Genomic DNA, 13,891 nt, shown 5'->3' on the forward strand with positions numbered 1-13,891 from the left:
AAGAAGCATTTATGAAAGACCTTACTTGGTGGAATGAATTCAAGCTGCGTTTAGGATGGGGTATGACTGGTCAGCAGGATATCAACTCCGATTTTGGTTACGAAACTCATTATACAACCAGTGATTCTTTTGCTCTCTATCCTTTTGGTGATATTTATTATAACACCATGCGTCCGTCGGCTTATAATCCTGATCTGAAATGGGAAACTACGACTACCTATAATGCCGGATTCGATTTGGCATTCTTGAACAATCGTATCACTGCCAATGTAGATGGTTATTACCGTAAAACAACCGATTTGTTGAACTCAATAACTATCCCTGTTGGAATGCAGTTCGGTTCTCAGTTGACTAAGAACATCGGTTCTTTGAAGAATTACGGTATTGAGTTTGCGATTAATGCTAAGCCGATTGTTACCAAAGATTTTACATGGGATGTAAGCTATAATATCTCATGGAACCACAATGAAATTACTGAATTGGTGGATGGTGACGAAGGATATTATACTTGGGCCGGAGATAAGATCAGCCGTGGTAATAATACAAAGATTCAGGCCAATACGGTAGGTGAGGCAACCAACTCATTCTTCGTTTACCAGCAGGTTTACGATGAAAACGGCAAACCTATTGAAGGTATGTATGTCGATCGTGACGGTAACGGCCGTATCGACGATGGTGACCGTTATTTCTATAAGAAACCGGCTGCTGATATCATCATGGGACTTACGACTAAGTTCCTGTATAAGAATTGGGATTTGAGCATGGCGTTCCGTGCTTCTATCGGTAACTATGTATACTATGACTTCCTGTCCAACCGTGCTATGGTCAGTCAAGCTGGTTTGTATACTAATAGTACACTTTATAATACAACTCCCGAAGCTGTGGAACTGGGCTTTACAGGTATCGGTGCTGGAAACACCAACTACCTGAGTGACTATTTTGTTCGGAATGCTTCTTTCTTGAAATGCTCGAACATTACGTTGGGATATTCGTTCCCGGCTTTGTTCAAGGTAGCAGGTCATGAAACATGCTCTGGACGTGCCTTCCTTACAGCACAAAATCCGTTTATCATCACTAAATACAAAGGTATTGACCCGGAAGTGTCAAGCGGTATCGACTCTAATCCTTATCCGCGTCCTTTCAGCATACAGTTGGGTTTAAGCCTTAATTTCTAATCTATTAAATTGTACAAACATATGAAACATATATTTCTGAAAACGGTTCTCGCAGCTCTTCTGATGGGCGGAGCAACCACATCGTGTGTCAATGATTTGAATATTTCATCCATTGATCCGCAATCCAGCTCTTCTTATGGTGATATGGAATTGTTGGCCAAGATCTATAGTACGCTTGGCTTGACCGGCCAACGAGGCCCTGCTGGTAATGGTGATATCAGTAGCGATGAAGGCGAAAGCGGTTTTTACCGTACAACGTTTAACTTGCAGGAACTTTGCACCGACGAGTGTGCATGGGCTTGGCAGACCGATGCTGACATTCCTCAGATTACGAACATCGAATGGACGTCTTCTTCTCCACGTGTTCAATGGGCTTTCCAACGTCTGGCATTCGACGTAACATTATGTAACTTTTATCTGACGAATACAGAAGACAAGGCCGAAGACCCCCAATACAAACTGTATCGTGCGGAAGTACGTTTCCTCCGTGCACTCCATTTGTGGTATTTCTTGGATCTTTGGGGAAAAGCTCCTTTCAAGACAACTTACGATATTTACGAACTGCCTGTAGAAAAGGCTGGTAAGGATCTTTATGACTGGATTGATAAGGAATTGACAGAGATAGAGCCTCAAATGGCAGAAGTTGGCGAATTTAATAATACCGCCAATTTTGGACGTGCCGACCGTGGAGCTGCCTATATGCTTCATGCCCGTCTGGCTCTTAACTCAGAGGTATATACCAACGGTGCAGTGAAAGATTATCAGAAAGCAATTGACTATTGCGATTTGCTGGAAGGAAAATATGAACTTTCGAAGGCTGATAAGAATGGCTATACAGGTTATGAACAGGTATTTATGGCCGATAATGACGAAAATCCGCAGGCTATGAAGGAAATTATTCTGCCTATCCGTCAGGATGGTGTAAAGACCAAGTGCTATAGCGGTGCTAATTATCTGGTAAGTTCAACTCGTATAACCGGTATGCCTTACATGGGTACAAATAATGGTTGGAGCTGTAACTTTGCTCGTGCGGCTTTGGTAAAGAAGTTTTTCTCTAATTTGGACGATTGTCCGTTAGCAACAGAAAAAGCTCCGGACAATGCTACAGAAGCGGATATTATTGCTTTGGACGAAGCTGCTGGAACTACAACTAAGGACGTACAGCGTAAGGCTAATGATGACCGTGCACTCTTTTACTCCGGTTGTGGCGGTGGATTGCGTAGCATTGAGTTTGAACAGATTGCTGGCTTTAACTCAGGTCTTTCTATCGTGAAATGGAGTAACATTCGTACAGACGGTGCTCCAACTTCACACGTTGAATTCCCTGACGTGGATATACCTTTGATTCGCTATGCAGAGATGTTCTTAACTCGTGCAGAAGCCAAATTCCGTCTGAGTGGTGATCCGCAACAGGCACGTGCCGATATCGAAGTATTACGTTCTCGTGCCGGTGCTTCTACACCTGCAACGATCACAGAACAGTTTATTATTGATGAGTGGTGCCGTGAATTCTATATGGAAGGTCGTCGTCGTAGCGATTTGAATCGTTTCGGATTGTTTACCGGTGACAAATATATTTGGGATTTCAAAGGTGGTGTAGCCGAAGGTAAGAGTGTGGCTGATTATTTTAAAGTATATCCGATTCCTGCTGATGACATCAGAGGTAATGAAAATCTGAATCAGAACGAGGGATATTAAACTGTTTTATTTGTAGAACTAATAAAAAGCATATTACGATTATGAAAAAAATATTATCAGGAATGTTGCTCGCCGTTCTGTGCATGATGCTGGTTACTTCGTGCGAAAAGGATATGGACAGCAATCCTACATTCCATGAAAACACTACAGGCTTTGTATTGAATATGCCTGCCAATGCTGCAAATAATGTATTGGATCTATTGGCGGCTGATAAAGTAATATTTACTACGAGTCAGCCTGATTATGGAGGCATACCTTTGGTTACTAATTATGATGTGGAAATTTCTTTCGGAGACTTTAGCGGTGAAAATCCTGTATATAAAGTTGTGACGAGTTCTACTTCTACAGTCATAGAAATTTCCGGTAGTCGGTTGAATGACGCTGTTGTTAATATGTTCCTGGAAGCTAATGAAGGAGTGGAATACCCTTCTGGCGAAGTGAAAGACCTTTATGTACGTTTGCATGCTAATGTAAACGGATTGGATAAAGGCGACTGCTATTCCAATGTTATTAAGCTTCAGGTAGTAGCTACTTATCAGGCACCGAGCATTTCATTGCCCGAAAAACTTTATGTAGCAGGTTCAAGCATCGGAGCACCATGGGGAACCTGGAAGGAGTTTACACCTGTTTACGGTTTGCCTGGTAACTACTTTGCCGTTGTTTATATACCTGATGGCGGTGAGTTCAAGTGGGGTACTTATCCGGAACAGTGGTTAGGTTATGCTGACATCAACTTGTACAATGATGTAGCCGGAGCCGGACTGTCTGATAATGGTGGCAACATTAAGGTAGCCAATGGAGGCTGGTATGTACTTTATTTCAAAGCTAAGATTGACGGTGAGTCCATCAATTATACATTGAATGTACATCCTGCTGCATTCTATATTATCGGTAATGCAACTTCCTCTTGGACCGATTCTGATCCTGCATTGAAATTTACGGCACCGGCCGATGATACCGAAGCTTGGGTTTCACCTGAATTTATTGGTGGAGGTGAGATGAGAGCTTATGTGAAGGTGGCAGAATTTGAGTGGTGGCGTACTGAGTTTACGTTGTTCGACGGTACGTTGTTCTGGCGTAATGACAATATTCCTAATAGCTGGGAAGAAACAATGGGTGCAGAATATAGTGTTAAGCCTGCAGCCGGTCAGAAGCTGTATCTTACTATCGGTACACCGGGTGTAGACGCTATAGAGAAAGGTGAGGTGAAATAACCAGAATGATAATCTTATTTTTAAAGGAAAAACATTATGAAGAAAAATCAGATATTTGCATGTGCGCTCTTTATGGGAACTGCCTTAGGAGCTTGTACGGAAGATTATACGGATTGGGCTAACCCCCAATCCAATTCTCCCGAAGATCCGGCTTCTAAATATGAAATCAGCTTTGCTGCCGGTGCTGATGCTACGGTTGATATGGATCAGTTTTATGAATCAGTAGCTGAGGAACTACAGGCAACTGATTCTGTCGTAATAGCATCTTTGTCTTCTACAAATCCCAATGTGGCTTCTATTAAACTGAATAGCATCAATATCAATGGACTGGCAATCAATGCTACTGTCAGGGATGGCAATGTGAAAGTCAATACGCTGGAATTGGATTCTGTAGTACGCGATGCGTTTTTCAGTCGTGCTCATGTGGAACGAGTATTTGATGTGAATATGAACGTGGCTGCCAAGCTGAAGAGTGGTGAGGCTGTCAACGTTTCCGGAACATCTCAGGCCAAACTGACTCCGATTTCAACTCCTGCTATTAGTGAAGGTGGTTATGTTTTGTTGGGTGACTTTACAGGATGGGATCCTGCTAATCCAATGGCTATGACACCAGTTGCCAATAAAGAAGGCGTATATCAGGTTACTGTAGAGACAACCAACGAAGCTTCCAGCTATTTCAAGTTCTATGCAGCTTATGATGTGAACGGTGGCTGGGATGCTGCCAATGCTGTACAAATGGGATGTCGCGTCAATGGTGATACAAAGACTGAAAACTTTGTGGTATGGACAGGTGATAAGTATAAAGTAGAAACTCCAGCTATTGCAGGAGCTGGTCATTTCATCATTACGCTTGATGTCGTTAACTATACTTATTCGGTAGCTCCGGCAACAGCTTATCTTTATATGGCTGGCGACGTTAATGGCTGGAGCCATGTCGATATGCTGGCAAGCCTGGAGTTCAACAACATTTATACAGGTTATATGTATCTCAATCAGAATGGATTTAAATTCAGTTCTGAACCAAATTGGGATGGAACGAATTACGGAGCCGATTTCAATACTGCTCCCGATGCAGCTAATATTACGATTACTGAGCCGGAAGGTTTCTATCAGGTAGTAGTTGACTTGAACGAGAAAACTTATACCTTGACTCCTGTTGCGATAGGTATTATTGGCAGTGCTACTCCTAACGGATGGGACAGTGATACAGATATGACTTATAGTATCGAAAACCGTTGTTGGACTATTACTACAGATTTGGCTGATGGTGAAATCAAGTTCCGTGCAAATGATGATTGGGCAATCAGTTGGGGAGGAACTCCGGAGCAACTGACTACCCAGAATGGAGGAAATATTGCAGTTACAGCAGGAAAATATACGATTAATCTTTATCCGCTATGTGAAGGTAAAGCGTACTGTGAAATTAATCCGGTTAATTGATAAAAGCGTTTTCCGTTTTTGAAATGGAAAACAAACGGTTAAAAATCCTTTTCCTTGCATGTGTAAATAGTGCGAGGAAGAGGATTTTTCTTGTTATATAGTTTGTGAGACGGTTCGTGCTATAAAATGGAATTTTTTGATAGCTATGATGCAAACGTTTTCGTATCCTCTTTCTTCTTTTTCTGTATTTTCTTCAACCGATTCTCTTCGGGCTTGCTTACCTTTGGATGAAAATGCTAAAAGTTTGATATTATGAAAATTATGGAACGCTACACTTTTTTTACCTGGCGACATTGGATCGCCATTTGTATCGTGCTGGTATGTGCTTCCTGCTCCGACGATGATAAAGAGTTGCAGGAGTATCTGATGTCGGTATCTGGCAGTGAAACAATCTTTGAACAAGGTTTCAGCTTCGACGAGAATGCTTCTTCGCAAAGCGTCAGTTTTGAAACGGGGCAGAGTTGGAAGGCTAAGCTGACCGGAGTAACCGATGGCTGGTGCAGCATCCATCCGGCTTCGGGCGGAGCCGGGACGAACACCATAACTGTGTCGGTCGGCAAGAACGAGACGCAAGCTGCCCGTGTTGCGAAACTGCTGATTGCCGCAGGTTCGCTAAGCAGGGAAATTTCTATTTCGCAATCGGCTTCGGTGCTGGTGGTGCCCGAAGGGTTGAGTTACAGTCCCGAGTCGCCCGATGCCGACCAACCGCTAACCATTACTTTCAAGGCTGCTTCGAGCTCGGCTCTCTACGGATATACGGGCGATGTGTATATACATATCGGCGTGGTAAATGAAGGCGCGTGGCTTTTTGTTCCTGCCGAATGGAACGAGAACATAGCCAAATGCAAAATGACAGCGTCGGGCAGTAATGTCTGGAGCATTACGCTGAGTCCTACCGTACGCGAGTGGTTTGGCAGCGGAACGACACCGGTCAATCAGCTTGGAATCGTTGTTCGCAGTGCCGATGGCAACAAGAAAGGCATTGAAGAGGACTCGTTCGTGCAAGTCAACGATTCGAAGTACGAAGGTTTCGTGCCCGCTGAGGTAAAAGAGGCTACTATGCCCGCAGGCGTTGTGGAAGGTATCAATGTCGTGGATAACTCGACCGTGACGCTGGTGCTTTACGATCGTGACAAGAACGGCAATCATAAAGACTTTGCTCATGTGGTAGGTGACTTCAATAACTGGACATTGAGTAACGACGAGAAGTCGCAAATGTATCGGGATAATGCTGCCGGCTGCTGGTGGATTACATTGACTGACCTACAAGCCGACAAAGAATATGCTTTCCAGTATTACGTCGGAACAAAAGACGGTGAAACCATCCGTTTAGCAGATGCCTATACCGAGAAAATACTCGATCCGGATAACGATCCCTATATTCCCGCTTCTGTCTACGACGGAAATTTGACTTATCCGGAAGGTGGACGCGGCATTGTATCTACCTTTAAAATTAGCGGCGATACTTATACGTGGAAGGTGAACAATTTCCAGATAACAGAGCCTGGACAGCTGGTGATTTACGAAATGCACCTGCGCGACTTTACGACATCCGGTGATTTGAACGGAGCAATGGACAAAATCTCTTATCTGAAGCAGATCGGTGTCAATGCTATCGAACTGATGCCGGTGCAGGAATTTGACGGTAACGACAGCTGGGGCTACAATCCATGCTTCTATTTTGCTATGGACAAGGCGTATGGAACAAAGAACCGTTATAAACAGTTTATTGATGCCTGTCACGAGGCCGGTATGGCGGTCATCCTCGATGTTGTCTACAACCATGCTACAGGCAGTCATCCGTTTGCTAAACTGTATTGGGATAGCAGCAAAAACAAGACTGCGGCAAACAATCCGTACTTCAACGTCGATGCTCCTCATCCTTATAGCGTCTTCCACGATTTCAATCACGAAGAACCGTTGGTGCGCAAGTTTGTGAAACGCAATCTGCAATTCCTCCTCGAAGAATACAAGCTGGATGGTTTCCGCTTCGACCTGACCAAAGGTTTCACGCAGACAGCTTCGAACGAAAGTACAGCCTCTAATTACGATGCAAACCGTATAGCTATTCTGAAGGATTACAATGCTGCCATCAAGCAGGCAAAGAGCGATGCTTACGTCATTTTGGAACATTTTTGCGATGCCCGCGAAGAACAGGAATTGGCTGCCGACGGCATGCACCTGTGGCGTAACATGAATTACGCTTACTGCCAGACTGCAATGGGGTATAAAGAAGGCAGTGCCTTTAGCGGACTTTATGAGAAAACATACGGTTGGGTAGGTTTCATGGAAAGTCACGACGAAGAACGTATGGGCTACAAACAGAGCCAGTGGGGCGACGGTGTACTGGCTACAGACTTGGCCGCTCGTATGGACCAGTTGCAGTTGAATACGGCTTTCTTCCTCACTGTGCCCGGTCCGAAGATGATTTGGCAATTTGGAGAGTTGGGCTATGACTTCAGTATTAACAGCAATCAGGATGGAACAGCTGTTAGTGAAGAATACCGTACGCATCGCAAACCCATTCGTTGGGACTATCTGGACAATGCCGACCGGAAGGAACTGCACGATATCTATGCACGCCTGATGACGCTGCGCAACGGTAATCCTGAACTGTTTGACGAGGGAGCCTTATTTGAATGGAAGGTAGGAGAAGCTGACTGGAACGACGGACGTTCGCTATTGTTAGAGAGTGTGGCTGGTAAACAGATTGTAGTTGTGGGCAATTTTACCCAGGCTGCAATTAATGTAGATTTCCCAGCCGAAGCTGGCAGTTGGAACAATTACTTTACCAGCGAGAAGGAAACGGTAGGTAAAACAGTCAATGTACCGGCTCACGGTTATAAGGTATATACCAATTTTTGATAGATCTTTTTCATTCATAAATTTTATTCAGCACCCAGTTGAGCCACTTCCAGCGGAAGCGGAACCAACGGCGGGTGCTGATTTGTTTTCCGCCGAAACGTAGCACAAACTCCCGGTAGCCGTGTTTACGGAAGGGTAGGCCGACATCCATGAATTCCAGATGCCGGTAGCCCCGTTGTTTGGCGTCGTCCAGAGCTTTCCATACGGCCAGGATGCCGGGATATTGCAAGGCATGAGTCTTGCGCATGCCTCCCGAGAACCAGAGGTAGGCATTGTCGTCCGAGTAGATACAGGCACTTCCTCCAATGATTTTGTCTTTGTAGATGACGATGAATATCCGGCTATGCTGGTCGTCCAGCATTTTGTTTGCGAGGTGCTGAAAGAAACTCATGCTGGGGAAGTGACGGCGTATTTTGGAAGAATAGACCTTGTGTAGCATCAGGGCGAATTGCTTGATCTCTTCGGAAGTATGCGCTTCTCTTACGTAAGCTCCGTTCTTCAATCCTTTCTTTACCTGCCGGATGCGCGAAGGACTGAAACGCTCTTCTACGCGGTCGACACTGTGCAGTGAGTTACGCACACGCAGCCAGTTGACGGCAAAGTAATGGTTGGCACGGAAAGCTTTGTAACCGAATAATGCGTTTTCGAGGTTACGGAACTCTATCAGAAAGGAGTCGCGCAAGGCTTCGTCGGTCAGGCGCTTCAGCATGTCGCTGAAGATAGCTTCTTTATCAGACTGGGGATCAAAGTATTCTCCGGTGCCGTAGATCTCGCATCGTTTGATGATGGCAGGCGGAAAGAGACGGACACTTTTCCGCAGTGCTGCAAGCAGTTTGGCTACCGGACGGTCCTGTTCGCTGGCAACAATAAGGACAGGAGTATAGCCCGGCGTTGCTTCGTAGATGTGAAACAACTCCGTAGAGTGGAACGTATTGCTTCCGGGTAAGTCAGGAATCTGGTTCCCCCGATAATATGTTGTCAGTTTCAAAGGCATTGCTCGCAAATATAGAAAATAATCTTGTATCTTTGCACAAGTTTATTGCAAAAGAACGAAGAAGTCCAAACGGCAGATTTGCCTGATTGCTTCTTCATTATTATCGTTTTTTTATGGAAAGTTTCAGTGAATTGATAAAGAATCGCCGCAGTATGCGGAAGTTTACATCCGAGGAATTGACTCAGGACGAAGTCGTTACGTTGATGAAAGCTGCACTGATGGCACCCACCTCCAAGCGGAGCAATTCGTGGCAGTTTATCGTGGTAGATGATAAGGAGACATTGAAGGAACTGTCTCACTGTAAGGAGCAGGCTTCACAATTTATTGCCGATGCAGCTTTGGCAGTAGTGGTTACGGCCGATCCTTTGGCAAGCGATGTATGGATTGAAGATGCTTCGATCGCTTCTATCTACTTGCAGCTCCAAGCCGAAGATATGGGACTGGGAAGCTGCTGGGTACAGGTGCGCGAACGCTATACGGCAGCCGGAATGCCGTCGGACGAATTTATCCACGGACTGCTGGATATCCCTTTGCAGCTGCAGGTGCTCAGTGTCATTGCTATCGGTCATAAGGGTATGGAGCGTAAGCCTTTTGCCGAAGAACATCTGCAATGGGAGAAAATACATCTGAATAAATACGGAGGACAATAACGGTGAGTGTAGCGAAGGCAAATAATAACCGGGACACATACAAGGCAACTGCAATCACGCTGATCGTGTTCGGGATTCTTTATTTGGCGGACAAGCTGATACACTTCCGTTCCTTAGGATTGCCGTGGGTGATGAACAAAGATAATTTCCTGCTTTATACAGCGGTGATATTTCTGTTGTTCAAGCACGACAAATCCGTTGGTCTGGTACTTATAGGCTTGTGGCTGATACTGAACTTCAACCTGATAACAGCCTTGTTGGGTACAATGTCCGCTTATCTGCTTCCGCTGGCGTTGCTGGTGCTGGGAGCTATTCTCTATTGGTTGGCTACAAGATGAAAAAGAGTGTTGTATGGCAAGAAGAAGTATAGAAGATACGTCGATTGTGATGGTTGGAGCCGGTAATTTGGCAACCAATCTGGCTAAAGCCCTTTATCGGAAAGGATTTCGCATCGTTCAGGTATATAGCCGTACCCGTGAGTCGGCACAGGGACTGGCGCAGGTAGTGGAAGCTGAATATACAACCGATTTGACTGAGCTGGTGAAAGACGCCAAATTGTATATCGTTTCGTTGAAGGATGCGGTGCTGGTACAGCTGCTGCCCGATATTGTGGCAGGAAAAGAAAAGGCATTGTGGGTACATACGGCAGGTAGTATTCCGATGAGTATATGGGAAGGTCATGTAGAACGTTACGGAGTGTTCTATCCGATGCAAACGTTCAGCAAGCAGCGTGAAGTGAATTTCAGCCATATTCCCATTTTTGTGGAAGGTTCCTCGGCCGAGAATACTCAGTTCCTGAAAGAAGTGGCGGCCGCATTGTCGGTAAAAGTATTCGAAGCCTCGTCCGAACAGCGCAAGAGCCTGCATCTGGCAGCGATATTTGCCTGTAACTTTACGAACCATATGTATGCCTTGGCCGACAAGCTGTTGAAGAAGTACGATCTGCCTTTTGACGTGATGTTGCCTCTGATTGACGAGACAGCACGCAAAGTACACGAACTGGAGCCGAAGGCTGCACAGACAGGACCGGCCATACGTTTTGACGAGAACGTCATTAACGGACATCTGCAGATGCTGGCCGATGAGCCCAGAGTACAGGAACTATATCGGCTGATAAGTGAAAGCATCCATCAAAGTTCAAAAGAATAAATCTGGTCATTGTGAGTACGATAAATTACGATCTGAAAAAAATTAAGGCACTTCTGTTCGATGTAGACGGAGTGTTGAGTGCCAATGTAATACCGATGAGTGTGGAAGGCGAACCGATGCGCACGGTCAACATCAAGGACGGATATTCCTTGCACTTGGCCGCCAAGCAGGGAGTGTTGCTGGGCATCATCACCGGTGGCAAGACGGAAGCTGTGCGCAAGCGTTTCCTTTCGTTGGGGCTGGCTGCTGAAAACATTTATCTGGGTTCGTCAGTTAAGATTCACGACTACTGCGACTTCCGCGATCGTCATGGACTGAAGGATGAGGAAATACTGTATGTAGGCGATGACATCCCCGACCTGGAAGTGATGCGTATGTGCGGACTTCCCTGTTGCCCTAAAGATGCTGTGTCCGAAGTAAAAGCCGTTTCGCGCTACATATCTTATGCGGACGGTGGCTATGGTTGCGGTCGCGACATTGTAGAACAGGTGCTGAAGGTACAGGGACTGTGGCTGGCAGACGAGAAAGCGTTCGGATGGTAAATGCGTTCTAACGCTTCTTGTGAGCTCTCAGGTTTCATTCATTTCTTTAAACTTCATTATTCAATCTGCTTATGTTGGAGAATCTGAAAAAATACAAAGTGATATTGGCCAGCAATTCGCCCCGTCGCAAGGAGTTATTGTCGGGACTTGGTATCGATTACGAGGTTCGTACCTTGCCGGATGTAGACGAATCTTATCCGGAGTCGCTGCAAGGGGCAGACATTCCTCTGTACATTTCGAAAGAAAAAGCTGATGCCTACCGGGCACTGTTGCAGCCGGGCGAGCTGATGATAACAGCCGATACCATTGTCTGGCTGGACGGACGGGTACTGGGCAAACCTAAGGATCGGGAAGATGCGTTACAGATGCTTCGGGATATGTCGGGACGTACACACGAGGTGTTTACCGGAGTCTGCATTACGACTACCGACTGGCAACGTAGCTTTGCTGCACAGACCGAGGTACGTTTTGCCCAACTCACAGAAGAAGAGATTACTTATTATGTCGACCGTTATCAGCCCATGGACAAAGCCGGTTCGTATGGCGTACAGGAATGGATTGGCTTTATCGGAGTGGAAAATATTTCGGGCAGTTATTTCAATATTATGGGGCTTCCGGTGCAACGGCTGTATCGTGAACTGAAAGCAATTGTGTAAATAGTTGAAAGGCTGTAGGTGAGCAAGCTGACAAGGATTCTGTAGTCTTGTCAGCTTGTTTTCGTTAACAGCCTGTCTAAAAAGATAGAATGTATGGATACTCGTTACGAAGAGCGGCTTGGCACCGATCCGATGCTTCCGCTGATATTCCGTATGGCTTTGCCTGCGGTTGCAGCCCAGTTGGTCAATTTGCTTTATACATTGGTGGACCGTATGTATATCGGTCACATTCCAGGCATTGGTACCGATGCGCTGGCTGGAGTAGGAGTGACCAGTTCTATCATTATTCTGATTTCTTCTTTCTCTTCCATTGTAGGCGGAGGAGGGGCACCGCTGGCATCCATCGCTTTGGGACAGAATCATCGCGAACGCGCCGAGAAGATATTGGGTAACGGGTTTGTGCTGCTGATATTGTTTGCAGTCATCACCTCTTCCATTTCCTATATCTTTATGGAACCTATTCTGCTGGCTATCGGTGCTTCGGCCAATACGTTGCCCTATGCGGTCGATTACCTGTCGGTTTATCTGTTAGGGACGCTGTTTGTCGAGACGGTGGTAGGACTGAATCTGTTTATCAACTGTCAGGGAAGGCCGGGCGTAGCTATGTGTTCGGTTATCATTGGAGCAGTGCTCAACATAGTGCTGGATCCCTTGTTTATCTTTGTCTTCGATATGGGAGTGAAGGGGGCAGCACTGGCTACCATTCTGTCGCAGGCGTGCAGTGCGGTGTGGGTATTGCGTTTCCTGACTTCGCAGAAAGCTTCCTTACGGTTGGAACTCCGTTATATGAAGTTAGATCGCCGCATTGTAGGAGCTACTTTGGCACTGGGACTTTCTCCTTTCATTATGGCCAGTACGGAAAGTCTGGTAGGTTTTGTTCTGAATGGCAGTCTGGAGCGTTATGGCGATATTTACGTCAGTGCACTGGCGGTGATGCAGGCGGCTATGCTGTGTGTCAGTGTGCCATTGACAGGTTTTGCGCAAGGATTTGTGCCTGTTGCCAGTTACAATTACGGGCATGGCGACCGCGAACGGGTGAAGGCCTGTTTCAAGGTAGCAGTGACAGTGATGTTCCTTTTCAACTTTGTACTGGTGTTGCTGATGATTCTTTTCCCTACAGTCATTTCAGCGGTCTTTACCAATGATGTTCGCCTGACTGAAACAGTATCACGTTCGATGCCGATATTCTTGGGTGGAATGACTATTTTCGGTTTGCAGCGTGCCTGTCAGAATATGTTTGTGGCCTTGGGGCAGGCGCGTATTTCTATCTTTATAGCTCTATTGCGTAAAGTGATATTGCTGGTACCCTTGGCCTTGTTGTTGCCGCGGTGGATGGGAGTAACGGGTGTTTTTGCAGCCGAAGGCATTTCCGATGCAGTAGCCGCCATTTGCTGTACGCTGATTTTTGCATTTTCTTTTCCTCGGATATTGGCGAAGATGAAATTATAGCCTGTTTTTTTCCCAGTTAGGAAAAAAATATGAAGGTGTGTCAAAAAGCACACCTTCTT

The 13,891-nt window shown here is 45.7% G+C and carries 12 protein-coding genes; 11 read left to right on the forward strand and 1 reads right to left on the reverse strand.

Features of this window, described 5'->3' with window-relative positions:
• From QVP67_RS02585 to QVP67_RS02605, 5 genes are all read left to right on the forward strand, one after another.
• A partial coding sequence (locus QVP67_RS02585) for a TonB-dependent receptor domain-containing protein (RefSeq protein WP_288179826.1) occupies positions 1 to 1,175 on the forward strand: 1,175 nt, incomplete at its 5' end.
• Positions 1,176 to 1,196: 21 nt separating this feature from the next.
• Positions 1,197 to 2,873 carry a starch-binding outer membrane lipoprotein SusD gene (gene susD, locus QVP67_RS02590; protein ID WP_022161993.1) on the forward strand — a complete coding sequence of 559 codons (1,677 nt, stop codon included), beginning with the start codon at positions 1,197 to 1,199 and terminating at the stop codon, positions 2,871 to 2,873.
• Positions 2,874 to 2,914: 41 nt separating this feature from the next.
• Positions 2,915 to 4,087: a SusF/SusE family outer membrane protein gene (locus tag QVP67_RS02595; protein ID WP_022161994.1), complete on the forward strand. Its 1,173-nt coding sequence runs from the start codon at positions 2,915 to 2,917 to the stop codon at positions 4,085 to 4,087.
• 36 nt (positions 4,088 to 4,123) lie between these two features.
• On the forward strand, positions 4,124 to 5,527 hold the full coding sequence (locus tag QVP67_RS02600) for an Outer membrane protein SusF domain-containing protein (protein ID WP_022161995.1): 1,404 nt from the start codon (positions 4,124 to 4,126) through the stop codon (positions 5,525 to 5,527).
• Between the two features lie 252 nt (positions 5,528 to 5,779).
• Entirely contained in the window at positions 5,780 to 8,392 is a 2,613-nt protein-coding gene (locus tag QVP67_RS02605) for an alpha-amylase family glycosyl hydrolase (RefSeq protein ID WP_022161996.1), read from the forward strand.
• Positions 8,393 to 8,402: 10 nt separating this feature from the next.
• Here QVP67_RS02605 and QVP67_RS02610 read toward each other — a convergent pair whose 3' ends face one another.
• A complete protein-coding gene (locus QVP67_RS02610; protein WP_022161997.1) occupies positions 8,403 to 9,386 on the reverse strand; it encodes a GNAT family N-acetyltransferase in 984 nt (327 codons plus the stop codon).
• Positions 9,387 to 9,499: 113 nt separating this feature from the next.
• On the opposite strand from QVP67_RS02610, the gene QVP67_RS02615 reads away from it, so the two are divergent.
• The 6 genes from QVP67_RS02615 to QVP67_RS02640 all read left to right on the forward strand — a co-directional run bounded on the left by QVP67_RS02615 (position 9,500) and on the right by QVP67_RS02640 (position 13,832).
• The gene (locus QVP67_RS02615; RefSeq protein WP_071149399.1) at positions 9,500 to 10,036 is read left to right on the forward strand and encodes a nitroreductase family protein; all 537 of its coding nucleotides are present in this window, start codon (positions 9,500 to 9,502) and stop codon (positions 10,034 to 10,036) included.
• Between the two features lie 2 nt (positions 10,037 to 10,038).
• Positions 10,039 to 10,374 carry a hypothetical protein gene (locus tag QVP67_RS02620; protein WP_022161999.1) on the forward strand — a complete coding sequence of 112 codons (336 nt, stop codon included), beginning with the start codon at positions 10,039 to 10,041 and terminating at the stop codon, positions 10,372 to 10,374.
• Positions 10,375 to 10,387: 13 nt separating this feature from the next.
• On the forward strand, positions 10,388 to 11,185 hold the full coding sequence (locus tag QVP67_RS02625) for a Rossmann-like and DUF2520 domain-containing protein (protein WP_022162000.1): 798 nt from the start codon (positions 10,388 to 10,390) through the stop codon (positions 11,183 to 11,185).
• Positions 11,186 to 11,196: 11 nt separating this feature from the next.
• Positions 11,197 to 11,727, forward strand: coding sequence for a KdsC family phosphatase (locus QVP67_RS02630; RefSeq protein WP_022162001.1), 531 nt, complete (start codon positions 11,197 to 11,199; stop codon positions 11,725 to 11,727).
• 71 nt (positions 11,728 to 11,798) lie between these two features.
• Positions 11,799 to 12,383, forward strand: a complete 585-nt coding sequence (locus QVP67_RS02635) for a Maf-like protein (RefSeq protein WP_022162002.1) — start codon at positions 11,799 to 11,801, stop codon at positions 12,381 to 12,383.
• A 93-nt stretch (positions 12,384 to 12,476) separates the two neighbouring features.
• Positions 12,477 to 13,832 (forward strand): MATE family efflux transporter, encoded by a 1,356-nt coding sequence (locus QVP67_RS02640; RefSeq protein WP_022162003.1) that lies wholly within the window; start codon positions 12,477 to 12,479, stop codon positions 13,830 to 13,832.
• Positions 13,833 to 13,891 lie beyond the last annotated feature (59 nt).

The sequence above is a fragment of the Bacteroides sp. CAG:633 genome, from assembly GCF_000435115.1.
Taxonomy (GTDB): Bacteria; Bacteroidota; Bacteroidia; order Bacteroidales; family Bacteroidaceae; genus Bacteroides; species Bacteroides ndongoniae.